At 72.8% G+C, this 26,111-nt stretch carries 26 protein-coding genes and 2 tRNA genes; 10 read left to right on the top strand and 18 right to left on the bottom strand.

Annotated elements, in window-relative coordinates:
* Positions 1 to 70: 70 nt before the first annotated feature.
* Genes FJQ56_RS04115 through FJQ56_RS04075 form a run of 9 tightly spaced genes read right to left on the bottom strand, consistent with a single transcriptional unit; the run spans position 71 to position 9,008 of the window.
* Positions 71 to 715, bottom strand: coding sequence for a TetR/AcrR family transcriptional regulator (locus FJQ56_RS04115; protein WP_140007900.1), 645 nt, complete (start codon positions 713 to 715; stop codon positions 71 to 73).
* Positions 712 to 1,854, bottom strand: coding sequence for an NAD(P)/FAD-dependent oxidoreductase (locus FJQ56_RS04110; RefSeq protein ID WP_140007899.1), 1,143 nt, complete (start codon positions 1,852 to 1,854; stop codon positions 712 to 714). Before FJQ56_RS04110 ends, FJQ56_RS04115 begins: the two co-directional genes overlap by 4 nt.
* Positions 1,851 to 2,045: a ferredoxin gene (locus FJQ56_RS04105; RefSeq protein WP_140007898.1), complete on the bottom strand. Its 195-nt coding sequence runs from the start codon at positions 2,043 to 2,045 to the stop codon at positions 1,851 to 1,853. The genes FJQ56_RS04110 and FJQ56_RS04105 overlap by 4 nt, the downstream gene beginning before the upstream one ends.
* Positions 2,042 to 3,241, bottom strand: a complete 1,200-nt coding sequence (locus FJQ56_RS04100; RefSeq protein ID WP_246083979.1) for a cytochrome P450 — start codon at positions 3,239 to 3,241, stop codon at positions 2,042 to 2,044. Before FJQ56_RS04100 ends, FJQ56_RS04105 begins: the two co-directional genes overlap by 4 nt.
* The gene (gene mhpA / locus FJQ56_RS04095; RefSeq protein ID WP_211350745.1) at positions 3,238 to 4,785 is read right to left on the bottom strand and encodes a bifunctional 3-(3-hydroxy-phenyl)propionate/3-hydroxycinnamic acid hydroxylase MhpA; all 1,548 of its coding nucleotides are present in this window, start codon (positions 4,783 to 4,785) and stop codon (positions 3,238 to 3,240) included. The genes FJQ56_RS04100 and mhpA overlap by 4 nt, the downstream gene beginning before the upstream one ends.
* Positions 4,782 to 5,144, bottom strand: coding sequence for a DoxX family protein (locus FJQ56_RS04090; protein ID WP_140007897.1), 363 nt, complete (start codon positions 5,142 to 5,144; stop codon positions 4,782 to 4,784). The genes mhpA and FJQ56_RS04090 overlap by 4 nt, the downstream gene beginning before the upstream one ends.
* On the bottom strand, positions 5,141 to 7,021 hold the full coding sequence (locus FJQ56_RS04085) for an acyl-CoA synthetase (RefSeq protein ID WP_140007896.1): 1,881 nt from the start codon (positions 7,019 to 7,021) through the stop codon (positions 5,141 to 5,143). The genes FJQ56_RS04090 and FJQ56_RS04085 overlap by 4 nt, the downstream gene beginning before the upstream one ends.
* A complete protein-coding gene (locus FJQ56_RS04080) occupies positions 7,018 to 7,956 on the bottom strand; it encodes a fumarylacetoacetate hydrolase family protein (protein ID WP_140007895.1) in 939 nt (312 codons plus the stop codon). Before FJQ56_RS04080 ends, FJQ56_RS04085 begins: the two co-directional genes overlap by 4 nt.
* Positions 7,953 to 9,008: a VOC family protein gene (locus tag FJQ56_RS04075; RefSeq protein WP_246083978.1), complete on the bottom strand. Its 1,056-nt coding sequence runs from the start codon at positions 9,006 to 9,008 to the stop codon at positions 7,953 to 7,955. The genes FJQ56_RS04080 and FJQ56_RS04075 overlap by 4 nt, the downstream gene beginning before the upstream one ends.
* A gap of 214 nt (positions 9,009 to 9,222) precedes the next feature.
* Between FJQ56_RS04075 and FJQ56_RS04070 the strand changes: the two genes are divergently transcribed.
* Positions 9,223 to 9,735 (top strand): hypothetical protein, encoded by a 513-nt coding sequence (locus tag FJQ56_RS04070; protein ID WP_140007893.1) that lies wholly within the window; start codon positions 9,223 to 9,225, stop codon positions 9,733 to 9,735.
* Positions 9,736 to 9,883: 148 nt separating this feature from the next.
* On the opposite strand, the gene FJQ56_RS04065 is transcribed toward FJQ56_RS04070, so the two are convergent.
* Positions 9,884 to 9,959: transfer RNA gene (locus FJQ56_RS04065), tRNA-His, on the bottom strand.
* A gap of 52 nt (positions 9,960 to 10,011) precedes the next feature.
* The gene (orn, locus tag FJQ56_RS04060) at positions 10,012 to 10,716 is read right to left on the bottom strand and encodes an oligoribonuclease (RefSeq protein ID WP_281284654.1); all 705 of its coding nucleotides are present in this window, start codon (positions 10,714 to 10,716) and stop codon (positions 10,012 to 10,014) included.
* A gap of 75 nt (positions 10,717 to 10,791) precedes the next feature.
* On the opposite strand from orn, the gene FJQ56_RS04055 reads away from it, so the two are divergent.
* The 5 genes from FJQ56_RS04055 to FJQ56_RS04035 all read left to right on the top strand — a co-directional run bounded on the left by FJQ56_RS04055 (position 10,792) and on the right by FJQ56_RS04035 (position 14,557).
* Positions 10,792 to 11,325, top strand: a complete 534-nt coding sequence (locus FJQ56_RS04055; RefSeq protein WP_140007892.1) for a DoxX family protein — start codon at positions 10,792 to 10,794, stop codon at positions 11,323 to 11,325.
* A complete protein-coding gene (locus FJQ56_RS04050) occupies positions 11,325 to 12,047 on the top strand; it encodes a DsbA family protein (RefSeq protein WP_140007891.1) in 723 nt (240 codons plus the stop codon). Before FJQ56_RS04055 ends, FJQ56_RS04050 begins: the two co-directional genes overlap by 1 nt.
* A 178-nt stretch (positions 12,048 to 12,225) precedes the next feature.
* Positions 12,226 to 13,242 carry an adenosine deaminase gene (locus FJQ56_RS04045; RefSeq protein ID WP_211350744.1) on the top strand — a complete coding sequence of 339 codons (1,017 nt, stop codon included), beginning with the start codon at positions 12,226 to 12,228 and terminating at the stop codon, positions 13,240 to 13,242.
* Positions 13,243 to 13,451: 209 nt separating this feature from the next.
* Positions 13,452 to 14,015, top strand: a complete 564-nt coding sequence (locus FJQ56_RS04040) for a manganese efflux pump MntP (protein ID WP_140007890.1) — start codon at positions 13,452 to 13,454, stop codon at positions 14,013 to 14,015.
* 53 nt (positions 14,016 to 14,068) lie between these two features.
* Positions 14,069 to 14,557 (top strand): TspO/MBR family protein, encoded by a 489-nt coding sequence (locus FJQ56_RS04035; protein ID WP_211350743.1) that lies wholly within the window; start codon positions 14,069 to 14,071, stop codon positions 14,555 to 14,557.
* Here FJQ56_RS04035 and FJQ56_RS04030 read toward each other — a convergent pair.
* From FJQ56_RS04030 to FJQ56_RS04020, 4 genes are all read right to left on the bottom strand, one after another.
* Positions 14,550 to 15,203 carry a response regulator gene (locus tag FJQ56_RS04030; RefSeq protein WP_140007888.1) on the bottom strand — a complete coding sequence of 218 codons (654 nt, stop codon included), beginning with the start codon at positions 15,201 to 15,203 and terminating at the stop codon, positions 14,550 to 14,552. The genes FJQ56_RS04035 and FJQ56_RS04030 overlap by 8 nt on opposite strands.
* A complete protein-coding gene (locus FJQ56_RS04025) occupies positions 15,200 to 16,480 on the bottom strand; it encodes a sensor histidine kinase (RefSeq protein WP_170215249.1) in 1,281 nt (426 codons plus the stop codon). The genes FJQ56_RS04030 and FJQ56_RS04025 overlap by 4 nt, the downstream gene beginning before the upstream one ends.
* Positions 16,481 to 16,514: 34 nt before the next feature.
* The gene (locus FJQ56_RS21990; RefSeq protein WP_170215248.1) at positions 16,515 to 16,913 is read right to left on the bottom strand and encodes a hypothetical protein; all 399 of its coding nucleotides are present in this window, start codon (positions 16,911 to 16,913) and stop codon (positions 16,515 to 16,517) included.
* Between the two features lie 85 nt (positions 16,914 to 16,998).
* Positions 16,999 to 17,880, bottom strand: a complete 882-nt coding sequence (locus FJQ56_RS04020; protein WP_140007886.1) for a hypothetical protein — start codon at positions 17,878 to 17,880, stop codon at positions 16,999 to 17,001.
* Between the two features lie 164 nt (positions 17,881 to 18,044).
* Here FJQ56_RS04020 and FJQ56_RS04015 point away from each other — a divergent pair.
* Positions 18,045 to 18,121, top strand: a tRNA-Arg gene (locus FJQ56_RS04015).
* Between the two features lie 22 nt (positions 18,122 to 18,143).
* Here FJQ56_RS04015 and FJQ56_RS04010 read toward each other — a convergent pair.
* Both FJQ56_RS04010 and FJQ56_RS04005 read right to left on the bottom strand, forming a co-directional pair.
* On the bottom strand, positions 18,144 to 18,956 hold the full coding sequence (locus FJQ56_RS04010; protein WP_140007885.1) for a hypothetical protein: 813 nt from the start codon (positions 18,954 to 18,956) through the stop codon (positions 18,144 to 18,146).
* A gap of 26 nt (positions 18,957 to 18,982) precedes the next feature.
* On the bottom strand, positions 18,983 to 20,431 hold the full coding sequence (locus FJQ56_RS04005; RefSeq protein WP_246083977.1) for an aminopeptidase P family protein: 1,449 nt from the start codon (positions 20,429 to 20,431) through the stop codon (positions 18,983 to 18,985).
* A gap of 125 nt (positions 20,432 to 20,556) precedes the next feature.
* On the opposite strand from FJQ56_RS04005, the gene FJQ56_RS22865 reads away from it, so the two are divergent.
* From FJQ56_RS22865 to FJQ56_RS03995, 3 genes are read left to right on the top strand one after another with little or no spacing between them, the layout of a single operon-like run.
* On the top strand, positions 20,557 to 20,691 hold the full coding sequence (locus tag FJQ56_RS22865) for a hypothetical protein (RefSeq protein ID WP_281284653.1): 135 nt from the start codon (positions 20,557 to 20,559) through the stop codon (positions 20,689 to 20,691).
* The gene (locus FJQ56_RS04000) at positions 20,688 to 22,481 is read left to right on the top strand and encodes a dynamin family protein (RefSeq protein WP_246083976.1); all 1,794 of its coding nucleotides are present in this window, start codon (positions 20,688 to 20,690) and stop codon (positions 22,479 to 22,481) included. The genes FJQ56_RS22865 and FJQ56_RS04000 overlap by 4 nt, the downstream gene beginning before the upstream one ends.
* 43 nt (positions 22,482 to 22,524) lie before the next feature.
* Positions 22,525 to 24,195 (top strand): GTPase, encoded by a 1,671-nt coding sequence (locus FJQ56_RS03995; RefSeq protein WP_140007884.1) that lies wholly within the window; start codon positions 22,525 to 22,527, stop codon positions 24,193 to 24,195.
* Here FJQ56_RS03995 and FJQ56_RS03990 read toward each other — a convergent pair.
* Complete coding sequence (locus FJQ56_RS03990) at positions 24,192 to 26,078, bottom strand: asparagine synthase-related protein (protein WP_140007883.1); 1,887 nt, start codon at positions 26,076 to 26,078, stop codon at positions 24,192 to 24,194. The genes FJQ56_RS03995 and FJQ56_RS03990 overlap by 4 nt on opposite strands.
* Positions 26,079 to 26,111 lie beyond the last annotated feature (33 nt).

Here is a 26,111-nt window from a genome sequence, read left to right as displayed (position 1 = left end):
ATCCAACCGGCCGGTCGGTCGACTGCACGGACGAGCGGACCCGCCACTGCCTCGCTCGATCGGTATGGGGTCAGCCGGTGAGCGCCGGCAATATCGGAAGCGTCTCGTCACACAGTGCCTCCGCTTCGGTTCGTGACATGCCGAGTGCCACGAGCACGTCCGATGTGACCGCATCGACTGTTGCTGCGTCGTCGCGATCCGGTCGGTCGTGAAGCAGGTGTCCGAGCTCGATCATGGACCCCGTCACCACGACCATGGCGCGGTCGATGTCTGGCGCGTGGAACCTTCCCGCATGGTGTGCCGCCTCGATGTCCCGCCGTGCCCGGGGCGCGAATCCCGAGTCGGCCTGCGACAGCTGGTGGCCGTGTGCGAGCAGGATGCGGCTGAGCTGTCGCTCGCGCCGATGCAGTCGGCCGGTGAGCCTGAAGCTGCGCGAGAACAAGGCGGCCGGGTCGTCCCGGTCGGTGCCGAGGGTGTCGAGCAGCTGCGCGTAGCGCTCGGCGGCGTCCGCGATCGCTGCCACGAACAGGTCGTCCCGGGAGCTGAAGTGGTTGTAGAAGGAACCCGTGCCGACGTCGGCGCGTTCCGTGACCTCCTGGATGGTCGCGGAGGATCGGCCCTCGGCCAGCAGCGCCTGGGCCGCTGTGATCAGGGAGGCCCGGGTCTTGGCGCGCCGTTGGTCGAAGCGGGTGCCGACCGTGGGTGGTCGCGTCATGTCCTGATGGTAGCGAGGCTGCGCGCGATCGCTCGGAGCTTCGAGGCCGGTCGGCGCAGCCCGATGGCGGCGACCGTCGGCCCTTCCCACGCAAGGATCGCCCCGGCGTCTCCCGCGTCCTCGAGTACTGCGGGGGTGCCCCGCGTGGGCAACGGACCGACGATCTTGACGGGGAGACCGGCGATGTCGGTCCAGTAGTAGGGATCGACGATCGGGTCGGCGACGGGTTGCCCGAGGACCGCTGCTGCGGCGACCCGTGCCTGGGTGACGGCGTTGGCCCACTGCGGCGTTCGTCGCGCAACGCCGCCGGAGCGGACGAACGCGACGTCGCCGATGGCGTAGACCCCCGGTGCCGAGGTCCGAGCGAGCTCGTCGATCTGGACTCCGCGGGGCGTCCCGAGCGGGGTCCCTGCGAGCCACGATGTCGCCGGCAGGTCACCCACGCAGCTGACGACGAGATCGGCCTCGAGCCGCCTCCCGTCGCCGAGCTCCACGCCGCTGACGGGGTTGCCGATGAGCGTGGCCGACGACGTCAGGACGGTGATGCCCATCGCCTCGGCCCGCTCGACGATGCGGGCCGCCAGGTAGGGCCCCAGCAACGGCAGCGGTGGCTGCGGATCGACGATGGTGACCGCTGTGCCGCGGTGGGCGATCGCGGTGGCGACCTCGAACCCGAGGAAGCCACCACCCACGACCACCGCTGTCGTGGAGTCCGCCATACGTCGGCGGAGGTCACGGGCGTCGGTGAGGGTGCGGAGCACGACCTCGCCCCGCTGGCCGGGCTCGGCGAGGCGTCGGGCGTGCGCGCCGGTCGCGACGACCAACGCGTCGTACCGGTGGTGCTCCCCGTCCGCGGTGACGACGTGGCGGGCGTCCGGGTCGAGACCGACGGCGGCCGAGCGATGGTGGGTCATGCCGAGTCCGGCGTGGTCGATGACGACCGACCGTTCGGCGCTGTCGGCGCTGTCGGCGCTGTCGGTGCTGCTGGTGAGGACGGCCTTGGACAGGGGCGGTCGATGCGTGCCGTCGGCCGGGTCGATCAGGGTCAGGTCGCCCTCGAACCCGCGGCGGCGCAGCTCGCGCATCAGGGTCGAACCCGCCGTCGACCCGCCGACGAGCACCACGCTGCGCGGTGTCATGCGTTGCGGAGTGCGGCGACCGGGCAGTGGGCGATGGCCCGGTGTGCGGCATCGACCTCGGCCTCGGGGACCTCGGCGTCGCCGAGGTGGTAGATCAGGTCGCCGTCGTCGTCGATCTCGAAGATGGCGGGGGCCTGCTCGGCGCACAGTCCGTGGCCCTCGCAGCGGTCGTAGTCGACCAGGATCTTCATGCCTGTACTCCGTCTCGTCGGGCGACCAGCCGCAGGGGAAGCTGGTCGAGCTTGTGGATGATGTTGTTGAGGCCCCACACGGGAGACCCGACGAGCTCGATCCGCTCGACGCGCTCGAGCAGCGAGTGCAGGATCGACTGGGTCTCGAGCCGGGCGAGTCCTTGGCCGGCGCACCCATGGGTGCCGTGCCCGAACCCCAGCTGCGGGGTCGCGTCGCGAGTCACGTCGAAGCGGGTGGGGTCCTGCCACTGGCGCTCGTCGCGGTTGGCGGAGGCGTAGAGCACGACGACGCGTGCTCCCCGGGGGATCGTGACGCCGTCGATGTGGGTCTCTGCCGCCGCCACCCGGGCGAACGCGCGCAGCGGCGAGTGGATCCGGACGACCTCGTTCACCGCGTTGGGCACCAGCGAGCGATCGTCACGCAACGCCTGCCACTGCTCGGGGTGCTGGGCCAGCAGCATCAGCGAGCTGGCGATCGCGCTGATGGTGGTGTCGAGGGAGGGGGCGAGGTAGTCGACCATCAGGGCCGGGCACTCCGAGCGCGCCAGCTCTCCGCGGTCGACCCGCTGGAGGAGCTCGTCGCCCATCGACCCGGGGAGCATGGTGCGACGTCGAACCACCGCCCGGGCGAACCGCATCATCGCGACGCTCGCCGGGGCGGTGCGCACGGCGCGTGCGTTGAGGGGACCGAGGGAGTCGAAGGTGGCTCCGGCCCACCGGAGCAGGTGTTCGCGGCCCTCCTGGGGCCAGCCGATGAGGTCGGGGACGAACGAGGTCGGCAGGGCCTCGGCGATGTCGCGGACGCCGTCGACCGTTCCCCGGTCCACGGCGGCTGCGACGACGGCGTCGGCGCGCTCCCCGATCTCCTCGCGCATCGATCGCAGCGCCTTGGGGGTGAGACGGTGGGCGAGGGTCTGGCGCCGTTGAACGTGCTCGTCGCCGTCGCTGATGAGCGTGGTGCCGCGGCCCAGGCGGTTGGCGACGGGGTTCAGGGCGACGCCGCGACCTGAGACGAAGGTGGTGTCGTCGAGCAGCACGGACTTGCAGTCCGCGTAGCGGGCGACCGCGAGGGCCCGCTGCCTGCTCAGCCGTACGACGGGCCCGAGCGCTCGCAGCCGGGCGTAGTGCGGGTAGGGATCCACGATCGCGGCGGGTCCGTAGATGTCGCGCCGGTAGGCGGGGATGGTCGTGGTCACGAGGCGATCTCCGTGGTTCGTGGGGCGATGAGGGCCGTGGCGGTCGCTGCCACGGTGGCGACGTCCGGCCCGGAGGCCAGCACCGTCCGGTCGGGCCGGACCAGGGCGGCGGCGGCTCGCCCGGTCCTCAGCCAGGCAGCCAGCTCGTGGCCGGCCGTGACGGTGACGACCGCGCAGTCGGCGGCGGCGAGCGGCGCGGCGAGGCTGGGGGCAGGGGCCCGTGCCGTCACGAGCGCCCACCGGGTGCCGAGGACGTCGTCGAGTCGACGACCCTCGACCACGGCGTTCGGGCAGAGGTGACCGGCCAGCCGGTCGGCGCGCGAGGAGGCGACCCAGTCGCGTCCCGTGAGGGGTGGTGTCGCGCTGTCGACGACGTGGCGCCGCAGGACGGGGGTCGCGGTGAGGGCGGGCACGGCGAGCCGGCGCAGGGCATCGCCGACGCGGCGACCGCTGGTCATCAGGACGCCGACCCGGCGGGCCAGCAGGATCATGGCGCGAGCGTGGGTGGCCCGCTCGGGCCCGTAGGAGTCGAGGACGTCCGCGGCCAGCCGGCCGCCGAGGAACCCGGCGACCTTCCAGGACAGGTTGTCGGCGTCGCGCAGGCCCGCGCCCAGTCCTTGGCCGATGAAGGGCGGGGTGAGATGGGCGGCGTCGCCCAGGAGGAAGACGCGCCCGGAGCGCCACCGGTCGGCGAGGCAGGCGCGGAAGGTGTACTCGGCGGTGCGGATGACGTGCAGCTGCGTGAGGTCGGTGGTCCCGATCCACGCCCGCAGCAGCGGCTCGAGCCGGGCCGGGTCCTCGAAGTCGGTGCCGACCTCGTGGTCGAGCAGCTGGAACTCCCAGCGGTGCCGGGTCTCGCCGATGCGCATGTAGGTGGCGGCACGCGATCCGTCGCACACCTGGTGGACCCCGTCCCAGTGCTGCAGGTCGACGGTCGTCTCGACGTCGATGACCAGCCAGCGCTGCTCGAAGCCGAGGTCGGACATCGAGGAGCCGATCGATCGTCGTACGACGCTGTGGGCGCCGTCGCAGCCCAGGACGAACCCCGCCTCGACGGTGTGCTCCTCGGTGGTGTCGAGGTCCTGGAAGTGGACGCGCACCCGGTCGGGGCCGACCTGCCGGACGGCGGTGACGCTGACCCCGCCGCGGATCTCGACCGAGGGGTGCTCGCGCGCCGTCGAGCGCAGCAGGCGTTCGAGGTCCGGCTGGTCGAACATGTTGGCGCGGGGGTAGCCGGTGACCGGTGAGATGCCGTCACGCGCGAACTCGCCCAGCGCCCGCATCCGGCGATCCACGAGCCGCAGACCGCCGCCCGGGCGCGAGATCTTACGGAACTCGGCGCCGATCCCCAGTCGGGAGATGATCCGATGCACCTCGTCGTCGAGGTGCACGGCGCGCGGCTGGGGATACACGTCGTCCCACCGGTCCAGGACGAGGCACTCCACGCCACGCTGTCCCAGCGCGAGGGCGGCGGTGGTGCCGGTCGGCCCCGCGCCGACGATGACGACGGGCACGGCCGCAGGCACGGACGGACGGCTGCTCATGCTGCGTCCACGACGAACACCCTGAGCACCAGGAGCACGACGGTCGCGGCTCCGAGGACGGCGGCCGGGACGGCGGCGGTCACGGCGTCGCCGCTGCGCAGGTGGACGGCGACGGCGCCGGCCATGAGCATGACCAGTGCGGCCGCGGCGGCGACGGCGAGCCCGGTGAGGGCCAGGCCGACGAGGAGTCCTGCCGCTCCGGCGAGCTCCAGCGTCCCGATGACGCGGTAGGACCGCACGGACCATCCGAGGTGGTCCGCGCGGCGACGCATGTCGTCGGTGGCGGCGAGCTTGGCGGCCCCGGCAGCCGTGAAGGCGAGGGAGACCGCGACGGTCAGGGCCAGCACGACGCTGTTCACGACGCCGCCTCGATCCGCGTGGGTACGTCGAGGCGGGCGAGCCGCTCACCGATGGCCTCCGCGGACTCGGTCGACTCGAGCGAGACGACTGCCACGACGATCCCGTCCTCGACGACCGAGCGGACCTCGAGCAGGCCGGGGACGTCGTCGAGCCGGGCGGCGACGGCGCGTTGGACCGCTCGGGCGCGCAGCTCGAGCTTGAAGGGCTTGCCCACGTCGGTGACGGGCAGCGCGTCGAGGACCGTGACGCGTCGTGGCGCGGCGGCACGCTCGGCCACCCGGGTGCTCGCCCAGGCGAGCAGCTCGTCCTCGGTCGTGTCCTGGGACAGGGTCACGAACGCGACCGGCACCTCGCCGGCGTGCTCGTCGGGCTCGCCCACCACGCCGGCTCCGGTGACCGACGGGTGGGAGAGAAGGGCCTCCTCGACGGTGGCGGGGTTGATGTTGTGGCCGCCGCGGATGATGAGGTCCTTGGCGCGCCCCGTCAGGTGGACGAAGTCGTCATCGTCGATCCAGGCCAGGTCGCCGGTGTCGAGCCAGCCGTCCACCACGCTGGACCCGGCGTCGAGCACGAGGCCGTCCGGACCGTGACCGACGACGTACCCGGCGAAGACGGTCGGGCCGCTGATCGCCAGCACCCCGTGCTGCCCGCGCGGGAGGTCGACCCAGGACCCGTCCTCCTCCACACGGACGGTCTTGAGCCGCTGGTAGGGCATCCGCTGGCCCACGGAGCCGCGCCGCGGGGCGCCGGGAAAGCTGCGGACGCTGGCGCAGGTCGCCTCGGTGAGCCCGTAGCCCTCGACCAGGGGCACGCCGGTACGTGACTCGAAGTCGGACCGGACGGCGTCCGGCAGCGCGGACGCGCCGACCATCGCGAATCGCAGCGACGAGATGTCGGCGGTCACCGGGACCTGCGCCAGGACGGAGTAGACCGTGGGGACCGCGCTCATGGTGCTGATGCGGTGGTGCTCGACGACCTGCCAGAAGCAGCCGTAGAGGTCGACGTCGCGGTAGCCCAGGGGGCCCGCCCAGACGGCCGTCTGGGCCTTGAACAGCGGGGCGAGCAGGGTGACGACCAGGGCGTTGACGTGGAAGAGGGGCAGGGCGGCGAGGAGCCGGGCGTCGGGACCGAGCAGCCCGTTCGCGGCGAGCATCCAGGCATCGCTCACCTCGCCGCGGTGCGTGTGGGCCGCGAGCTTGGGGGCACCGGTCGTGCCGCCGGTGTGGAACAGGGCGGCGATGTCGTCGGCCTCCGGCGGGATGCCGGTGAAGGTGCGGGCCGACTCACCCGGGGTTCGGGCCGCGAGGTAGGAGACGTCCACCCCGGGCAGCGTCACCGCGGGAGGCTCGCCGGTCGTCCCCGTGGGTCGCAGGACCAGGACGGTGTCGACGAGACCGTCGGCGGTCAGGGCCTCGACGGTGCGCCAGACACCGGGGTCGAGCTCGGGTCCGGCGGCGACCAGGACCCGTGACCCGGACAGCCGCACGAGGTGACGGACGTGGTCGGGCGCGAGGGCGTGGTTGACCGGGGCGGCGATCCCGGCGAGCTGCGCGGCGAGCATCGTGGGGATCAGTGCCGCACAGTTCGGGGAGAGCAGGGTGACCGCGTCGCCGCGCCCGACCCCGACCGAGTGCAGGACGTTGGCGGTGCGGTGGACGTCGGCGAGCAGCTCGGCGTACGTCGTGGCCACGCTGTCGCGCCACCGGGCCGCGTCGGGCATGACGTCGAGCGCGACGTGCTCGGGGCGTCGCTCGGCCGCGCTGCGCAGCAGCTCGTACGTGGTGGCCGGCAGCCCTCGCTCGGCCAGCGGCACCGCCTCGATCGCGGCGAGGTCGTCCGGACTGTCGTAGCGGGGCCACAGCGGACTGGTGCTCACCGCGTCCACCGGACGGTCCCGCGCTGACGCCCGAGGTCGACGGCCCCGTCGTCCGTGGCGATGGCTGCCTCGACCAGGTCGCCGTCCTGCAGGTAGCGAGGGTTCGAGCGTTGCTTGGAGAAAAACAGTCGCCACTTGGTGGCTGCCGGCAGCAGCGATCCGACGATCTCGACGACCTTCGCAGGCGCGCTGAGCGCGGTCCCGACGGGCGTGCCGGTGAGCAGCAGGTCCCCGGCCGCCAGGTGCTGGAACCGGCTGAGGGCCTGCAGCGCCTCCAGGGGTCCGTAGATGATGTCGGCCACGGTCTCGTCCTGGCGCAGCTCACCGTTGACCCACAGCTGGAGGCGGAGGTCGGAGAAGCGGTCGAGCTCACCGGGTTCCAGGATCACCAGGGCCGGGCCGACCGGGGTGAAGCCCGGGTAGGACTTCGACTCGTAGAACTGCGTCTTGGGCAGCTGGACGTCGCGGGCCGAGACGTCGTTGGTGACGACCAGGGCGGCGACCAGGTCGGGCAGGTCGTCCGCGGTCACCGTCGTACCGACCGGCACGTCGCGTCCCACGACGATGCCGATCTCCACCTCGTAGTCCAACAAGGTCACGTGGGCCGGGCGGACGATGTCGGCGAACGGGCCGCTGATCGACCCCGACGCCTTGCGGAAGAAGGTCAACGGCACCGCGCGCGGGTCCATGTTGGCGTCCGCGGCATGCGAGGCGAAGTTGGTCATCTGGGCGACGACCCGACACGGCGTGGTGACGGGGGAGACGAGGGTGAGCTCGTCGGTCGGAACGGGTGTGCCGCCGGTGCGCGCGGCCTCGACCGCGGCGCGATCGGCCAGCAGCGCACCGGTCGTGGTGGCCGACGTCTCGATGCGTACGGCGCCGTCGGGACGGCTGAGCCACCAGGACTCGGAGGTGCGGAGCACGGAGAGCGTCATGAGCGGGCCACCTTCAGCAGGCCCGCGAGGCGGGACAGGTCGAACTCGTTGTCGGCGCGCAAGGCTCGCGCCATGGACATCGCCTCGGACAGGGACTCCCGCCCGGGCGCGATCCCCAGGAAGTCGGCGCTGGCCGGCGGTCCCCACTGGGCCAGGCCGGAGGCGGTCATCGGGGCCCAGCCGGGCTCCAGGGACGCGTCGAAGACGTCGCCGTCGCTGAAGTGCTCGACCAGGAACCCGTCGGGGTCGCGCCAGTAGTCGAAGATCTGGCTGCCCTGGATGTGCCGGCCGATGCCCCAGGAGTGCTGGTAGCCGAGGTCCTTCAGGTACTCACCGCCGGCTGCCAGGGCGTCGAGGTCGGCCACCTGGTAGGCCGAGTGCACGTACCGGTTCCTCGGTCCCAGCGTCATGGCCAGGGTGTGGTGGTCGGCCGGTGTGTCCCCCCGGTCGCACCTGATGAAGCCCATGGTGGGTCCGCGGTCCCGCTGGCCGGGGAAGTACAGGAAGTCGCTGACGATCAGTCCGAGGTGGTCGAGGTACCAGTCCAGCGACGCGCGGAACCGCGGGGTCTGCAGGACGACGTGCCCGAGGCGCTCGACACGCGCCGGCTCGCGGGGCGGTCGCTGGGGCCGGTTGGTGCGCGACCGTGCTCCGCCCACGTTGAGGTCGAGCGCGCTCTGAGGGGGGAGCGAGGGGTGCTCGATGACGTCGGCGACCACCCGCACCCGGGTCCCGGCCGGCTCGCGCACGTCGACGCTCGCGCCGCCGAGGTGCTCGGGAAGCGCACGGACCCGCGTGCCGGTGACGGCGGCGAGCCGGTCCAGGTCGCCCCGATCCGCGGCGCGGAAGGCCGGGCCGACGAAGCGTGAGGCGGCTCCCTTGCGGATGATCACGCACGGAGCGCCCGGCAGTGAGCCCCGCAGGGTCAGCTCGCCGGCGGTGCGGTGCACCGGGGTGAAGCCGAAGGCCCGCGCGAACACCTCCGCCGCGGCGAGGTCCGGCTTCTCGAACTCCAGCCACGCGATGTCCTGCACCTTGATGACGGGGTTCACCGAGCGTCCCCGGTGCTCTCCGGCGAGGCGGCCCTGCTCGGCATGGAGTCCCTGGTGAGTTTCGTCGTGTCTCAGCATGAGGATCCTCTCAGTTCTGAATATTTCCTCACTATAGCCGGGTTCACACGGATGCAACACCACTGTTTCGAGGAATCTGGTCGGTCCCTCCGGCGCGCACGGGCCCATGCGCGCGGCATGACCGAGCGGCATCGCGATGAACCTGCGGCCGATGAAGCAGACTCGTTCACCATCAGGTCGTCGACGACCTGCGCCCTCACGCGTGGAAGTGGACATGTCCCTGCAGCTCACACCTCGGCCGCCCGACGATCAGATCCGCGCGATCCTGGGAGGGAACACGTTCAGGTGGGCCGTCGACCAGCTGCCGACCGGCGTCTCGATCGACGAGGTCAGGTTCGTCGACCTGATCTCGGTGACGCGGGAGGACGTCGACCGGTGGGTCGAGCGGCATGGTCTCGCCTCGACATCCGTCCGGGACGACCGCTACGACGGGGCCGAGGGCCTCTACGTCCTTCCGGAGGGCGGTGGCTGGGTGGTCTTCTACTCGGAGCGGGGCCAGCGGAGCTTCGCGCACCGCTTCGTCACCCGGGCAGAGGCCCGACGCTGGCTCGTCGACCACCTCTACGACTCCGCCCGCACGTCGCTGAACCACCGGTGGTGGCATGCCCACCCCGACGCGCGGCCGGTGAGCATCGGCGACATGCCGTGAGCTGAGGGCCTCGTCGCGCGACGTGATCCCGCGCCGTGACCGAGGAGGCGCCGCGCACCGCAGGCCGGCTCGACCCGGGACGAGGTCTGATGTGCGAGAAGCGAAGCGGCCCCTGACTGCGTTGCCGCAGGTCAGGGGCCGAATCTGTTGGGGTGAGTAACGGGACTTGAACCCGCGACATCCGCCACCACAAGGCGGCGCTCTACCAGCTGAGCTATACCCACCATGAACCTGCTCGGCGAAGCACCGGCAGGACCGGGAGAAAGTGTAGAGGGTCTAGGGCGCAGTCTCAGAATCGGTTTGCGCGGTGGTCTCGGAGGCGACCGGTGAGGAGGGCTTCGCGGTGGCCTCGGCGGGCGTCGGACCGAGCCCGGTGAGGGCTCCGCCGTGGCGGGACGCGACCTCGCGGGCCGTGGTCGTGTCGGGTCCGGGCGGGGTGACGAAGACGGTCTCGCGGTAGTAGCGCAGCTCCTCGATGCTCTCCTGGATGTCGGCCAGGGCGCGGTGGTTGCCCCGCTTGGTGGGGGCCGCGAAGTAGGCGCGCGGGAACCACCGGCGCGACAGCTCCTTGATCGAGGACACGTCGACGATCCGGTAGTGCAGGAACCCGTCGAGCTCGTGCATGTCCCGCGCGAGGAAGGCGCGGTCGGTGGCGACGGTGTTGCCGGCCAGCGGGGGACGGCTATCGGGGGCGCAGTGCTCCCGGAGGTAGGCCATCACCTCGGCCTCGGCCTCGGCGAGGGTGACGCCCTGCTCGAGCTGGTCGAGCAGCCCGGAGGTCTCGTGCATCGTGCGCACGAACGGCACCATCTGCTCCAGGGCCTCGGCTGGTGGCTTGACGAGGATGTCGACGCCCTCGCCGAGGACGTTGAGGTCGAAGTCGGTCACCAGGGCGGCGACCTCGACCAGGGCGTCGGCCCCGAGGTCGAGGCCGGTCATCTCGCAGTCGATCCAGACCAGGCGGTCGTTGGCAGCACTCACGGTCAGCCACCCTAGGCCGTGGCCCCCACCGGGCTCTCAGGGCCGGTTCAGTCGAGCCGTCTACTGTGCTGCGATGTGAAGAGGTCGGCAGTCGGGTGGGTCGCGCTCGTGGCGCGCCTGGTGGTGGGCGGCGTCTGGATCTGGGCGGGGATGGCCAAGCTGGCCGACCCCCTCGGCAGCGTGCGTGCCGTCCAGGCCTACGACCTGCTCCCGCTCTCCGTGGTCGAGCCGGTCGGCTACGCCCTGCCCGCGATCGAGGTCGTCATCGGCCTCGCCCTCGTCGTCGGGGTGATGAGCCGCGGCGCCGCCGCGATCTCGGCCGTGCTGTTCGTCGGGTTCGTGATCGGCATCGCGTCGGTCTGGGCCCGCGGCATCGAGATCGACTGCGGCTGCTTCGGCGGCGGCGGCTACGACCCCGACGCGTCGTCGAAGTACCCGTACGAGATCGCCCGCGACGTCGCGCTGCTCGCGGCGTCGTTGCTGGTGGTGTGGGCCGGCCCCGGCCGGCTCGCGCTCGACTCGGTGCTGTTCCGACGCCGTACGACGACCGACCTCGAGCACGAGCTCGACGAGCTCGACCGTGAACCGACCCCGGAAGGTGTGGACTGATGGCGAGCAAGAACAGGGCCGAGACCAAGGCGGCCCAGCGGGCCGAGCGGCTCGCGGAGCTCAAGGCCCAGGCGAAGGCGCAGGAGCGCCGTCGCAACCTGATGGTCGGCGGTGTGGTCGCGGTCGTGCTGGTGCTGATCGGCGCGGTCTTCTACTTCGTCAGCCAGAACAACAACGTCGACGCCAGCGACGCGGGGACCAGCGCCTACGGCGTCACGATCGGCCCCGACGACGCGCCCAAGAAGGTCGTCATCTACGAGGACTTCCTCTGCCCGTTCTGCGGCCAGCTCGAGTCCAACACCCGTACCAAGCTCACCGAGCTCGCCAACGACGGCAAGGTGCAGGTCGACTACCGCCCGTTCATCCTGCTGAGCCAGGCCGGCGACTACTCCGCGCGCTCCACCGGGGCGTTCGGTGTGGTGCTCAAGGAGTCCGGCCCCGAGGTCGCCAAGAAGTTCCACGACCTCCTCTACGAGAACCAGCCGGAGGAGACGGCGTCCTCCTTCCCCGACGCGGACGCCCTCATCAAGCTGGCGGTCCAGGCCGGTGCGGACAAGGCGGCGGTGTCCGACGGCATCAAGGCGGGCGAGAACGACTTCGCCCGCGAGGCCACCAAGGAGGCCCAGAAGGCCGGGGTCAACAGCACGCCCACGGTCCTGGTCGACGGCAAGGTCTTCAGCACCAACCCCGACGGCAAGGAGCTCCTCGACGAGCTCGAGTGACGGGGTCTCGACAAGCTCGACCACCGAGGTCGGCTCGACCACCGAGGTCTGCTCGACCACCGAGGTCTGCTCGACCGCCGAGGTCGGCTCGACCACCGAGGTCGGCTCGACCACCGAACACGTGGAGCGCCTCGACCACCGAGCACGTCGACCACCGAGGTCTGGGAGCATTCCCGTCGTGACCCACCCCCTCGCCGACTTCGTCGCCGGCCTGCCCAAGGCCGAGCTGCACGTCCACCACGTCGGATCTGCCTCGATGCCGATCGTCGCCGAGCTGGCCGAGCGCCACCCCGGCACCGTGCCCTCGGACCCCGAGGCCCTGCGCGCGTTCTACGAGTTCCGCGACTTCGCCCACTTCATCGAGGTCTACCTGGCGGTCGTGGCCCTCATCCGCACGCCTGACGACGTGCGGTTCCTGACCTACGAGGTCGCTCGCGAGCTGGCCACGACCCAGTCGGTCCGCTACGCCGAGCTGACCTGCACGCCGTACACCTCGGTGCTGGCGGGGGTGCCCATCGAGGCCTACACCGAGGCGATCGAGGACGCCCGGGTCGCCGCCGAGCGTGACTTCGGGCTGGTGCTGCGCTGGATCTACGACATCCCCGGCGAGTCCGGTCTCCCGGCCGCCGACGCCACCCTGGGCTACGCGCTCGACCACCGCCCCGAGGGCCTGATCGGCTTCGGGCTGGGCGGCCCCGAGATCGGCGTGCCGCGGGCCCAGTTCGCGCCCCACTTCGAGAAGGCCAGGGCGGCGGGGCTGCACTCGGTGCCGCACGCCGGCGAGACCACCGGGCCCGAGACGATCTGGGACTCCCTGCGCCTGCTGGGCGCCGAGCGCATCGGCCACGGCACCTCGGCCGCCGCCGACCCCGAGCTGCTGGAGCACCTGGCCCAGCGGGCCATCCCGCTCGAGGTCTGCCCGTCGTCCAACATCGCCACCCGCGCGGTCGCCTCGCTCGACCAGCACCCGCTGCGCGCCTTCGTCGACGCCGGGGTCGTGGTGACGATCAACTCCGACGACCCGCCGATGTTCGGCACCTCGCTCAACCACGAGTACGAGGTCGCTGCCGACCTCCTCGACCTCGACCAGCAGGGCCTGGCCGACCTGGCCCGGGCCGGCGTGTCCGCGTCGTTCGCCCCCGACGACGTCAAGGCGCGCCTGCACGACGAGATCGATGTGTACCTCCGGCACTGATGTGCCAGACTCGGCCACTCGAAGGGGAGTAGTTCCCGACCAGTCCTGCGTGCAGGGCGCGGAGGTACGTCGACATACCGGTGGCTCGCCACCCGGCGTACCGCCCGGTCCAGCAGCTCGGACCGGGTGAGCGAGACCTTCGGCACCTCAACCGTGCCGAAGCGACCCCGCAGGTCACTCCGGCAGCACTCCGACCGGAAGCCCTCGCCATGTCACTCGTCACCCTGTTCCTGATCGCCGTCGGCCTGTCCGCCGACGCCTTCGCCGTCGCCCTCGGCAAGGGCCTGCAGATGAAGCGTCTATCTGGCCGCGGCGTGCTCGCGCTGGCCCTCACCTTCGGCCTCTTCCAGGGCCTGATGCCCGTCCTGGGATGGGCGGTCGCGACCGGGTTCCGCGACTACGTCACGAGCATCGACCACTGGATCGCCTTCGTCCTGCTGGCCGCGATCGGCGGCAAGATGATCTGGGAGGCGTTCGGCGACGACGACGAGGACGACGGCGACGGCCGGGTGCCGTTCGGCGAGCTGATGCTCCTCGGCGTCGCCACGAGCATCGACGCCCTCGCCGTCGGCATCAGCTTCGCGTTCCTCGACGTCTCGGTCGCCGGGGCCGCCACGCTGATCGGCGTCACGACGTTCGTGCTCACCGCGGTCGGGGTGTGGCTCGGCCACCGCGCCGGCGTGAAGTTCCGCGGCCCGGCCGAGGTCGTGGGCGGGTTGGTCCTGATCGGGATCGGGCTCAAGATCCTGCTCGAGCACACCGGCGTCATCTGACCGGCGGACGCCCGCGGTGGTGCGGGCCCGCCGCGGACGGCAGCATGGAACCCATGAGCACCACCGACCGGACCCCTACCTCGGCGGCGGCGCCCTGGCTCGCGCTGCTCGGCTTCCTGGCGGCCGTCGCGGTCGCCGCCGGCCTCGGCGGGCTCGCCGCGTCGTCGGCCGGCTCGACGTACGACGCCCTCGACCAGCCGTCGTTCGCCCCGCCCGCCTGGGTCTTCGGGCCCGTGTGGTCGGTGCTCTACGTGCTGATCGCGATCGCCGGTTGGCTGGTGTGGCAGCGGGTCGGCTGGGACCGCTCCCTCACCGCCTGGGCGGTGCAGCTGGTGCTCAACGCCGCGTGGACGCCGCTGTTCTTCGGCGCCGACCGCTACGGCCTGGCGCTGGTCGAGATCGTCGTGCTCCTCGTGGCCGTGGCGGTGACCATCGCGCTGTTCTGGACGCGCCGGCGCACCGCGGCGCTGCTGATGGCGCCGTACGCCGCGTGGGTGGCGTTCGCGACCGCGCTCAACGCGGCCATCTGGCACCTCAACTAATCGGTCGGTCGCCCACGCCGTGGCGCTCGGCCCAGACCGCGGCCTGCGTGCGGTCCTGCACGCCGATGCGGGCGAAGGTCGACGTGAGGTGCGACTTCACGGTGCGCTCGGAGATGCCGAGCCGGCGGGCGATCTGCTTGTTGGCCATCCCGGCACGCACGAGCGACAGCACCTCGGTCTCGCGAGGCGTCAGCTCGAGGGGCGTGGGGGAGGAGCGCCGGGCCGTGAGCAGCGACCGGGCGGCCCGCGGGTGGATCGGCGACTCGCCGCGGCTCACCGCGCGCACGCCCTCGATCACGTCGTCGGGGTCGGCGTCCTTGAGCAGGTAGCCGACGGCGCCCGCGTCGAGGGCGGCGACGATCCGCTCCGCGTCGGAGTACGACGTCAGCACGAGCACCTGGGTGCCGGGGTGGTCGGCCACGACCCGCCGGGTCGCGGTGACGCCGTCGACGCCGGGCATCTGCAGGTCCATCACGACCACGTCGGGTCGGGTCTCGGCCAGCACCGCCATCGCGGCCTCGCCGTCGGCGGCCTGGCCGACCACCTCGATGTCGTCGGCGCCGTCGAGCAGCTGGGCCAGCCCGTGGCGGACCAGGGCATGGTCGTCGACGAGCACGACGCGCACGGTCGGCCGCGGCGTGGTCATCCCTGCACCTCCAGGCGGACCACGGTGCCGGAGCCGACCGACGAGGTGACCTCGAGGCGTCCACCCTGGTCACGGACCAGGCTGGTCAGGCCGCGCAGCCCGTAGGAGCTGCCGCGGACCCGGGCGGGGTCGAAGCCCACCCCGTCGTCGCCGACGGTGAGCACCAGGGTGCCGGCCTCACGGCGTACGTCGACGTCGAGCCGCCGCGCCCGGGCGTGCCGCAGCGTGTTGCGGATCGCCTCCTGGGCCACCCGCCAGGTCAGCGCGACGGTGTCGTCGGCGATGCCGTCGAGGTCGTCGACGTGCACCGTCGCCTCGACCCCGACGTCGACCGCGGCTGCGGTGAGGTCGTGCAGCGCGGCGGGCAGTCCGTCGGCGGCGAGCCCCGGCGGGTGGATCTCGACGAGCAGCGACCGCAGGCTGCGCATGCTGGAGCGCAGGCTCTGCGTCGCCTCGAGCACCTGACGGCGCTCCTCGGTGTCGGCCGCGGTGCGGGCCAGGGCCGAGAGCGCGAACGTGGTGCCGGCGAGATCCTGGACGACGCCGTCGTGCAGGTCGCGGGCGATCCGTCGACGCTCGGCGTCGGAGGCGTCCGCGGCGGCGACGAGCAGGCGCTCGCGCTCGTCGGCCGCGCGGTGGAGGCGACGGGTCAGCACCAGGAGCAGCGGGGTGGCGACGACGACCAGCACGAGCAGCGCCCCGACGGTGATGGTGCGGAACGGGGCGACCAGCTCGGCCTGCCGGTCGTCGATCTCGTCGGCGTCGAAGTAGGCCTCGAACAGCAGGGGATCGCCCTCCGGGGACTCGATGCGGGTGTAGACCTCGACGAGGCTGCCGCCGTCGACCTCCCAGCGGTTCTCGGGCTCGGTCAGGTCGGAGACCTCGGCGTCGGTGCCGCCGTGGTCGAGCACGTCGGTCTCCTCCTCGTCCAGGCCGAAGGTCTCACCGATCAGCCGGGCCTCGTCGGACCACACCACGGTGCCGTCGCGATCCCAGATCTTGACCCGGCGTACGTCGCCCACGACGAGCCGGGGCAGAACCTGCAGGTCGAAGCGGTCGATCGCCCCGGTTTCGCCGTCGACGAGGCCGGTGGGGATGGAGCGCTCGGCCACCGAGCCGGCCAGCACCGTGGTGATCTCGCGCGCGTCGGAGATCGCCTCGTCGCGCGCGGCGCGCTGGCCCAGGAGCGTGGTGACGACGATGAGCACGATCACGACGAGCAGCCCGGCGGCCAGGAACTGGGCCACCGGGCTGCTCACGAGGCGTCGGGGGCTCATGCCCCGATCATGCCCGTGGGTCGGGTCGACGCGGTCACGCCGGGTAGCGGACCCGGGCCGTGCAGACCTGGCTGCCGTGCGTCGCCTTGAAGGTGAAGGCGTCCGAGCCCTTGGCGTCGGGCAGCCGGCGCTCGATCGAGAACGAGCCGCTGCGTCCGGCGGTGCGGGCCGTGCCGGTGGCCGAGCGCGAGCCATTGTGGTTCAGCACCCACCTCCACGTCTGCCCCGAGCGGTTGCTGTCGATCTCGGCCTCGACCTCGATCCGACCGTCGTCCTCCTTGGCCTTGATCGTCCAGCGGGCGTGGGAGCACGTCCCGGACTTGGTGACGCGGACGCTGTCGCCCCCACTGGCGTGGGCCGGTGCCGTCCCGGCTCCGGTCGTGACGAGGCCGGCGACGATCGCGGCGGCGGCGGCGTACCTGAGGTGCTTCATGGCGGATCTCCTGGGGTGAGGTGGGTGGCGGGTGGACAGGGAGTCGACGGGCCGATCAGGGCCGATCAGGGCCGATCAGGGCCGATCAGGGGAGCGGCGTGGGGTTGCTCGGGTCCGGGGGGACCGGCAGCGAGCCGCGGATCTGGTTCTGCGCCTGGCACTGGCTCGTGCAGTTGGTGGCGCCCTGCGAGAGCTCGATGGCGTCCTCGCCGAGGACGCCGCCGAGACGGCCACCGGGAGCGACCGACCAGCGGGTGGTGCGGCCGTCCTGGAAGAGCTTGGTGGCGACCTGCGGGCTGTCCTTGCCGAGCAGCATCCGGTGTGCGCCGGCCCCGGTCGCGACGGCGTCGACCCCGTTGCCGAAGTTGATCTTCCCGGTGTAGCTGTTGACGAAGTAGAAGAGGCCGGGGCCGAGGGTGTGCACCAGCTCGACGTTTCCGGCGAACTCGGGCTCCATCTGGAAGATGCCCCCCTGCGGGGCGTCCTTGGCCTGGATCTTGAGCTTGCCGGCCGTCGTGGCGAAGATCGCGACGAGGGTGCCGTCGCGCACCTCGAGCTGCTTGAGGACCGGCGTGCGCAGCTGGGCGGCGGTGAGCACCGGCGTCTTGGCGGCGAACACGACGGTGGGGCTGGTGACCATCCGCTCGGGCGACGGGGCGCCGGTCAGCGTGTAGTCGGTGACGCCCAGCGTGGCCGGGTCGATGGTGAACGAGGTGTGGGTGCCGGTGACCTTGACGACGCCGCGGACGGTGAGGTCCTTGACCTTGACGTCCTTGCCGGGCGCCGGGTCGTAGGTCGTCCCGTTGACGGTGACGGCGTAGTTGCCGGCGCTCGCCGTGCCGCCGCCGCCTCCGCCGTTGTCGTCATTTCCGCCGTCGTCGCCACCCTTGGCGTGGGCGACGCCGGACGCGGGGACGAGCAGGGCGGCCGTCGCGAGGGCGACGGCGGCGATGCGGAGCTTCTTCATGTGGGGGTCCCTCCCAGGACTTGTCGTGATGACGCACCGTGCGGCGGTGCGTGACCAGTCAAGGCCTGGGCGGGTCCGGGTCGGTAGCCGTCCGGTGGTCCTAGTACCTCCGTACGACGGACCGTCGCCGGGGCCGGGTCGGGGCTCGATAAGGTGCGCCTACTGCCCCCGTAGCTCAGCTGGACAGAGCAACCGGTTTCTACCCGGACGGTCGCGGGTTCGAATCCTGCCGGGGGTGCCAGCCGTTGCTCGGCCCCAGCGGATCAGGCGAGCCCGGCCACCCGCTCGGCCTGCACGGCGGCGAGGTCCGCGGTGGTGTCGACGACACCGCTGGAGTCGTCACCGATCGTGTAGGCGCCGACCACGGAGACGAACGGGCCCGCGAGCGCCACGACGAAGCGGTAGGACACGGGGTAGGTCTGGTCTCCGGAGCCGATGGTGCCGGTGACGGCGAAGGCGAGCTGGTCGTCCGCGCCCGGCAGGTCGACGGTGTCGTCGTAGGCGATGTCGAGGGCGTAGGTGACGCCCTCCTCGGTCGCCTCGACCGAGGTGCAGCTCTGCAGCGTGTCGGTGAACGTCGCGAACACCGAGGCGAGCTTCGCGGCGTCGGCGTAGGCCTCGACCTTCGAGGTGACCGCGGCCTGGCCGGTCGGGGTCTCGGATGCGAGCTCGACCTCGGCCTCCTCGTCCGGCTCCGCGCCGAAGGCATCCTCGAACCTGCCGACGTCGGCCAGGCAGGTGCCCGCGAACCCGCCGTCGTCGTCGGGGCCGTCGTCGGGGCTGACCGTGAAGCCGTCGGGGACGTCGGCGGTGGTCAGCAGGGCCGCCTCGAGCTCCGCCTCGCTCGGCAGGTCGGCGGGTGCCTGGGTGGCCGACGTCGTGGGCTCGGTGGGTGCGGCGGACGTCGACGCGCTCTCGGGCGAGGTCGCGGTCTCGGTGACGGTCTGGGTGACGCGCGCCGCCGGGCCGCCCTCGTCGTCGCTCCCGCCACACGCGGAGAGAGCGACGCCGAGCAGCACGGCGACGGACGCGGCCGTCGTACGACGGAGGAGGGACGGGAGCAGGCGCGTGGTCACGGCCCGGAGGCTAGCGCCCACGGGGCTCAGCGGCGCTTCTCCGCCATCCACGCCTCGACGTCGGCCGAGGTGCGGGGGAGCGAGGCCGACAGGTTGCGGGAGCCGTCGGCGGTGATCAGGATGTCGTCCTCGATGCGGATGCCGATGCCGCGCAGCTCCTCGGGGACGAGCAGGTCGTCCTCCTGGAAGTAGAGGCCCGGCTCGACGGTGAGGACCATCCCGGCCTCGAGGTCGGCGTTCTTGTAGGCCTCCGGTGCCGCCTGGCCGCAGTCGTGGACGTCGAGGCCGAGCATGTGGCTGGTGCCGTGGAGGGTCCAGCGGCTGTAGACCTTGGACTCGGGGTCGAGCGCCTCCTGCGCCGAGACCGGGAGCAGGCCCATCGAGTCGAGCCCGTGCGCGAGCACGGTCATCGCCGCCTCGTGGGTGCCGGTGAACGGCAGGCCGGGACGACAGGCGGCGATGCCGGCGTCCTGGGCCTGCAGGACCAGGTCGTAGAGGTCGCGCTGCAGCGAGGTGTAGCGACCGTCGACCGGCAGGGTGCGGGTGACGTCGGCGGTGTAGAGGTTGCGGCCCTCGACGCCCATGTCGAGCAGCACCAGCGTGCCGGGCGTGATCGGGCCGTCGTTGTCGATCCAGTGCAGCGTCGTGGCGTGGGAGCCACCGCCGACGATCGAGTCGTAGCCGATGTCGTTGCCCATCGCGCGGGCCCGGCGGAAGAACGTGCCCTCGATCCAGCGCTCGCCGAACTCGAGGACGCGGTCCCACTCGGCGACCGAGTCGGAGAACCCGAGGGCGGTGATGTCGCAGGCCTCCTGCAGCTGGGCGACCTCCCAGTCGTCCTTGACCAGCCGCATCTCGGAGATCACCCGGGCGAAGTCGTCGTCGGTGCTCTGGTCGGCCACGACCTGCCGGTCGACCTCGAGCGAGACGCCACGGTGGACCCGGGTCTTGCCCGATCCGGACAGGGCGCGGGGGAGCTCGTCGACGTGGCGGACCTCGAGGCCCAGCGCGTCGGACATCTCGCCGAGCGAGGGGCGCTTGCCGACCCACAGCTGGCCGTAGCTGCGGTCACGGAAGAACTCGTCGGTGTCGCGACCCGAGCGGGGGCGTGCGTAGAGGACGGCCTCGCCGTCGTCGATGACCAGGACGGCGTCGCTGCTCTGGTTGCCGGTGAAGTAGGCGTGGGCGGTGTCGACACGGAAGCGGTAGTCGGTGTCGTAGGAGCGCACCTTGTAGCCGCCGCCCGGCAGCACCAGCCGCTCGCCCGGGAACAGGGCCGCGAGCCGCGACCGCCGCTGGGCGGTGTGGTCGGCGAAGGAGCCACGGGGGCGGGCGGTCTCGCGGTCGTCCCAGCCCGTGCGCATGAACGCCGAGTAGGCCTCGGGGACCGCCGGGTCGTGCGACTCGGTGTCGAAGTCGGTGCCGCTCGGGGCGCTGGTCGCGGTCGCGGTCTCGGTCGTGGTCTCGTCGCTCACGCCCCTCACCCTACGCTCGCCGGATCGTCGTCCACCCGTCGCGAGAACGTCGGGAGCACGTCGGGAGCACGTCGGGAGCAGAGCCACGACCGGGCGGTACGGTGTGCTGCCGTTAGGCTGCGCCCGTGCCCGCCCGCCGTCTCGACAGCGTCACGTTCACGGTCGTCGTGACCGTGGCGGTGGTGCTCGGCGCCCTGGTGATGCTGGCCGTCCCGGGCCCCTCCGTCGCGATGCCCCGACAGGTGGTGCCCACGGCATGACCCACGGCACGAGCAGCACCCCTCCCCACCCACCCCACGGCACCAGCGCGGCGGCCTCGGTCGACGAGACCCGCATGGTCACCGCACTGGTCCGACTGCGCCAGGCGCTGGTCGGCGCCGAGCTGCCGCTCGACCTGCCCGGCACCGACGAGCTGCGCACCCAGCGCGCAGCGGTGATCGACCAGCTCGAGGACTACGTGATCCCGCGGCTGATGACGCTCGACGCCCCGCTGCTCGCCGTCGTCGGGGGCTCCACCGGCGCCGGCAAGTCGACCCTGGTCAACTCCCTGGTGGGCGAGCGCGTGACCACGTCGGGCGTCCTGCGCCCCACGACCCGCTCGCCCGTCCTGGTGCACCACCCCGACGACGCCCACTGGTTCGGCCAGGACCGGTTGCTGCCCGACCTGGTCCGCGTCCAGCACACGACCGACGACCCCGACTCCCTGCAGCTGGTGGCGTCGACCGCGATCCCCCCGGGCCTGGCGATCCTCGATGCCCCCGACGTCGACTCCGTCGAGGAGCGCAACCGCCTGCTCGCCGCCCAGCTGCTCGCGGCCGCCGACCTCTGGCTGTTCGTCACCTCGGCCGCGAGGTACGCCGACCAGGTGCCGTGGGGCTTCCTCAAGCAGGCCGCGGAGCGCTCGACCTCGGTCGCGATCGTGCTCGACCGCACCCCCGACGAGGCGATCCAGACCGTGTCGACCCACCTGGCCCGGATGCTCGCCAGCCGGGGGCTCAAGGACTCACCGCTGTTCGTGGTGACCGAGGGCGAGGTCGACGGCGACGGGCTGCTGGCCGCCCACCACGTCGCCGAGGTGCGCGCGTGGCTCGACTCCCTCGCTCGCGACCCCGACGCCCGTGACGCGGTCGTGCGCCAGACCGTCGATGGCGCCGTACGCACCATCACGCACCGGGCCTACCCGGTCGCCGACGCCTGTGCGGCCCAGACGGTGATCGCGGTCCGGCTCAAGGCCGACGTCGACGCCGCCTACGACGTCGCGATCGCCGACGTCGTCGCGGCCACCGCCGACGGCACCCTGCTGCGCGGCGAGGTCCTGGCCCGCTGGCAAGAGTTCGTCGGCACCGGCGAGCTGCTCCGCTCGCTCGAGACCAGGGTCGGCGGGTTGCGCGACCGGCTCGTCAACGCCATCAAGGGCAAGCCCCAGCAGGCCGAGCGCGTCACCGTGGCGGTCGAGTCGGGTCTCGAGACCCTCGTGCTCGAGCACGCCGAGGCTGCCGCCGAGCGCGCTCACGCCGCCTGGTCGCAGCAGCCGGCCGGCGCGGGCCTGCTCGAGAGCGCGCCCGGCGACCTGGGCCGGGCCTCGCGCGAGCTGCGCCGCCACACCGAACGCATGGTGCGCGAGTGGCAGTCCGACGTGCTCGAGATGGTCCGCGCCGAGGGCGCCGACAAGCGCACCACGGCCCGCTTCCTGGCCTTCGGGGTCAACGGGCTGTCGGTCGCGCTGATGGTCGTCGTCTTCGCCCACACCGCCGGCGTGACCGGCGCCGAGGCCGGGGTCGCCGGTGGCTCGGCCGTGCTCGGGCAGAAGCTGCTCGAGGCCGTCTTCGGCGACCAGGCGGTGCGCACCCTCGCCGACCGGGCCCGCCGTTCGCTCGAGCAGCGCATCACCGCCCTGCTGGCCGACGAGCGCGCCCGCTATCTTTCCCGCATCGACGCCCTGGCGCTGCGACCAGACGCTGCCGAGGCCCTGCGCGACGCCGCTCGCCGCGTCGACGACCTGCGCTACCAGGCCAAGCCTGGCCGGACCACGCCTGGAGACACCCTGTGATCGACGCACTGACCGACGCCGTGATCGACTCGGTGACCAGCCGATGACGTCGCTGCTCGAGAGCGCGCGCAAGCTCGTCACGCGCGGCACCGACATCGGCGCCCGCATCGACGGCCTCGAGGCGGCTGCGGCCGCCGCCCGCGGGCGCGTCGACGACGCCGTGGTCGACGAGGCCGAGTCCGTGGCCGCGCGCGCCGCCGGCCGGCTGCGTCTCTCGGCCGACCACACGGTGGTGGCGATCGCCGGCGCGACCGGCTCGGGCAAGTCCTCGACCTTCAACGCCCTGACCGGCCTCGAGCTGTCCTCGACCGGCGTACGCCGTCCCACCACGTCGTGGGCGACCGCCTGCGTGTGGGGCAAGACCGGAGCCGAGGAGCTGCTCGACTGGCTCGGCATCCCCCCGCGCCACCAGACGATGCGCGACTCGCTGCTCGACTCCAGCCGCGACAAGAGCGTCGCCGGCCGGGCCGACCGCGAGCTCGACGGCGTCGTGCTGATGGACCTGCCCGACCACGACTCCACCGAGGTCAGCCACCACCTCGAGGTCGACCGGCTCGTCGTGCTCGCCGACCTGCTGGTGTGGGTGCTCGACCCGCAGAAGTACGCCGACGCAGCGATCCACGACCGCTACCTCGCGCCGCTGGCCTCCCACGCGGGTGTCATGGTCGTGGTGCTCAACCACATCGACACCGTCCCCGAGGACCGCCGCCAGTCGATGGTCGACGACGTCCGCCGCCTGCTCGACCTCGACGGGCTGACCTCGGTGCCGGTCTTCGCCGTCAGCGCCCGCGCCGGCATCGGCATCGACGACCTGCGTCAGGAGATCGCGTCGCGGGTCGCGGCCAAGAAGCTCACCCGCCAGCGCATCGAGTCCGACCTGCGTGCCGCCGCCGGCGCGCTCGAGGAGGCCGCCGGCTCCGGGGCGCCGCGTGAGCTGTCGGCCCAGCGGGTCGGCGAGCTCGAGCGGGCCTTCGCCGACGCCGCCGGGGTGCCCGTGGTGGTCGACGCCGTCGAGCGGTCGACCCGCCTGCGGGCCGGTCGGGCGACGACCTGGCCCGTCGTGTCGTGGGTCTCGCGACTGCGCCCCGACCCCCTCAAGCGACTCCAGCTCGACCTCGGCTCGTCGGGCGACGCCCTCGCCGGGGGCCGTCGCGCCCGGCTGCCCGAGACCAGCCCCGTCCAGCGCGCCCGCGTCGACTCCGAGGTGCGCGCGCTCGTCGACGACGCGGCTGTCGGGCTCGGCCCGACCTGGGTCGACGCCGTACGCCGGGCCTCGACCTCGCGCCTGCCCGAGGTGGGCGACCGCCTCGACCGCGCGATGGCCGGGGTCGACCTCGGTGTCGACCGGCTGCCCGTGTGGGCCGGCCTGGTCCGGGTGCTGCAGTGGCTGCTGATCCTCACCGCGCTCGCCGGCGGGGTGTGGACCGCCCTGCTCGTCATCGGCGGCACCCTGTCCGACGAGGCGCCCCAGGTCGCCGGGATGCCCGTGCCGCTGCTGATGCTCGTCGCCGGCATCGTGCTCGGGATCGTGCTCGCGCTCGGGTGTCGCGTGCTCGTCGCGGGCATTGCCCGCACCCGGGCCGCGGTCGCGGAGCGCCGGCTGCGTGGTGCCGTCCACGACGTCGCGGCCGAGCTCGTGGTCGCCCCCGTGCGGGCCGAGCTGGCGGCGTACTCAACGGTGCGGAGCAACGTCGCGGTCGTGCTGAAGAGCTAGCTCCGTGGCCGGCGGTGGCGCGCCGCACGACGCAGGACGGTCCTGGCCAGGCGGTGGGCCCGGCCGGGTGTGGCTGCTGGCGGGGGCTGCTGGGCCGTCGGTCTGGCCGACACCGTGATCGACGTGCCCTCGCGGGGGGCGAGCCGGCCGGTAGTGCCGGCGAGGGTCGTCACCGTCTCGGCGACCGTGGCCAGGTGCCAGGTCGTCACGACCTCGCTCCGGGAGGCCGACTCCTGGGCCAGCAGGCGGGTGACGGCGGTCTCGTCGAGGACCTCCCAGAGCGCCGGCGGCGCCTCCTCGACGACCCGGCGGAGCTCGTCGCGCACCTCGGGGGCGTCGGTGCGCCAGTCGTAGGACGCCTGGCCGCCGCGGGTGCCCGTCAGCGGGGACCGCGCGTCCCAGGCGGCCCGGGCAGCGGGCTCGGTGGGTGGCTTGGCGTCGAACTTCCAGCGCTTGCCGGCGAACCGGACGTCGGCCAGCTCCGGCGCCAGGGTGTCGAGCAGCGCGGCGAAGAGGCGCTCGGAGGTGCGCTCGGCGAGCGGGGTACGACGCACCGCCTCGACGACGCCGTGGTCGAAGAACGGCCGCCAGGCCAAGGACCCCGCCGAGGACGACCCGCGGGCCACGCCGGACCAGCGGCCGGTGCGCTGGCGGACGTAGAACGCCTCCAGTGCGGTGGCTGGGTCCGTCGCGACCCAACGCCGCCACTCGGCCAGGTCGGCCAGGTAGGCGGCGCGGACCGACGGGTGCAGCAGCTTCTCACTCGGGTGTGCCCGCCGCTTGAGCACGCGGCGCCCGACCTCGGCGATCTCCATGCCGTCGAGCGTGGAGGCGTAGTAGCCGCGCAGGATCTCCCCGCCCGAGCCCGAGAACGGCACGAGGTCGACGTCGTAGGTCTGGTCGAGACGACCGACCCGGTCGTAGGCGCTGATCATGCCCTCGCCCAGCCCGACCGCCTCGCGCAACCGCTCACGGGGGTCGACGACGAGCCGGTCACGGTCCTGGTCGCGCTTGGTCCCGGCCGGCCGCTGCACGACGTGGGGGAGACCCAGGGCGGCGGCGACGTCGCGGGCCACGACCACGTCGGGGTCGTCGGGGAGCCCGGCGGTGCGGGTCAGGACGGGGGAGCCCGCGCGCGCCAGCAGGGCGGCCAGGAGCCGGGAGTCGCGCCCGCCGGTGAGACCGAGCCGGACCGGGGTCTCGGTCGGCAGGTCGGCCACCGAGCGGACCAGGGCGTCGGCGACGTCCTGGACCGAGGCGGGGCCGTGGTGGGCGGTGGGCGTGGTCGCCAGGCTCAGTCCGGTGGGCGTGCCGAGGGCCGTGGTGGCGGGGTCGAGCGAGGACAGCCCGCGAAAGACGGTGCGTGCGGTCGTGTGGAACCCGGCGTTGACGACCGCCGCCAGGCCGACCGGGTCGAGGGCGACGGCGTCGTGGCCGGGCCCCTCGCTGGCTCGGGCGACCAGGTGGACGAGGGACGCGCGGTTGCCGAGCACGACGAGGTGCGGGGTCTCGGCGTGGAAGACCAGCTCGGTCCCCGACGCGCAGGTCGCGGCGCGGACGCGGCCCGGTGCGGCCGAGTACGACGACCAGACACCGGGCGAGTCGTCGGCCACACGTCCGTCGGCCAGCCGCGTGGCGGCGTACCCGGAGAAGCCGGCGGCGCCGGCGTCGGTGGTGGTGAGCAGCGGGCGACCGGGCTGGTCCGGCTCGTTGTGCCAGGCATGGAGGGCGGTCGTGGGCCGGTCGGTGAGCCGGTCTGACCAGGACAGGTCGGGCGGGCCGGGGGTCGCGAAGGGCAGGGCGACGCGCGCGAGGCGGGCGAGGGTGTCGGCGTCCGGGAGCGGGGTGCCGTCCTTGCTGAGGACCGCGAGGTAGACGCGCACGAGCGGCGAGGCTACCGATCGGCACGCCCGCGC

Source organism: Nocardioides plantarum (assembly GCF_006346395.1).
GTDB classification, from domain to species: domain Bacteria; phylum Actinomycetota; class Actinomycetes; order Propionibacteriales; family Nocardioidaceae; genus Nocardioides; species Nocardioides plantarum.
Note: the sequence above shows the minus strand (reverse complement) of the source record. Positions and strands in the feature narration are given on the sequence as shown.

Excerpts from the sequence above, each read along its gene's own strand:
- FJQ56_RS04115 (WP_140007900.1), bottom strand. The coding sequence starts at position 715 with ATGACGCGACCACCCACGGTCGGCACCCGCTTCGACCAACGGCGCGCC.
- FJQ56_RS04110 (WP_140007899.1), bottom strand. The coding sequence starts at position 1,854 with ATGACACCGCGCAGCGTGGTGCTCGTCGGCGGGTCGACGGCGGGTTCG.
- FJQ56_RS04105 (WP_140007898.1), bottom strand. The coding sequence starts at position 2,045 with ATGAAGATCCTGGTCGACTACGACCGCTGCGAGGGCCACGGACTGTGC.
- mhpA (WP_211350745.1), bottom strand. The coding sequence starts at position 4,785 with ATGAGCAGCCGTCCGTCCGTGCCTGCGGCCGTGCCCGTCGTCATCGTC.
- FJQ56_RS04080 (WP_140007895.1), bottom strand. The coding sequence starts at position 7,956 with ATGACGCTCTCCGTGCTCCGCACCTCCGAGTCCTGGTGGCTCAGCCGT.
- FJQ56_RS04070 (WP_140007893.1), top strand. The coding sequence starts at position 9,223 with ATGAACCTGCGGCCGATGAAGCAGACTCGTTCACCATCAGGTCGTCGA.
- FJQ56_RS04050 (WP_140007891.1), top strand. The coding sequence starts at position 11,325 with ATGGCGAGCAAGAACAGGGCCGAGACCAAGGCGGCCCAGCGGGCCGAG.
- FJQ56_RS04040 (WP_140007890.1), top strand. The coding sequence starts at position 13,452 with ATGTCACTCGTCACCCTGTTCCTGATCGCCGTCGGCCTGTCCGCCGAC.
- FJQ56_RS04035 (WP_211350743.1), top strand. The coding sequence starts at position 14,069 with ATGAGCACCACCGACCGGACCCCTACCTCGGCGGCGGCGCCCTGGCTC.
- FJQ56_RS04030 (WP_140007888.1), bottom strand. The coding sequence starts at position 15,203 with ATGACCACGCCGCGGCCGACCGTGCGCGTCGTGCTCGTCGACGACCAT.
- FJQ56_RS04025 (WP_170215249.1), bottom strand. The coding sequence starts at position 16,480 with ATGAGCCCCCGACGCCTCGTGAGCAGCCCGGTGGCCCAGTTCCTGGCC.
- FJQ56_RS21990 (WP_170215248.1), bottom strand. The coding sequence starts at position 16,913 with ATGAAGCACCTCAGGTACGCCGCCGCCGCCGCGATCGTCGCCGGCCTC.
- FJQ56_RS04020 (WP_140007886.1), bottom strand. The coding sequence starts at position 17,880 with ATGAAGAAGCTCCGCATCGCCGCCGTCGCCCTCGCGACGGCCGCCCTG.
- FJQ56_RS04000 (WP_246083976.1), top strand. The coding sequence starts at position 20,688 with ATGACCCACGGCACGAGCAGCACCCCTCCCCACCCACCCCACGGCACC.
- FJQ56_RS03995 (WP_140007884.1), top strand. The coding sequence starts at position 22,525 with ATGACGTCGCTGCTCGAGAGCGCGCGCAAGCTCGTCACGCGCGGCACC.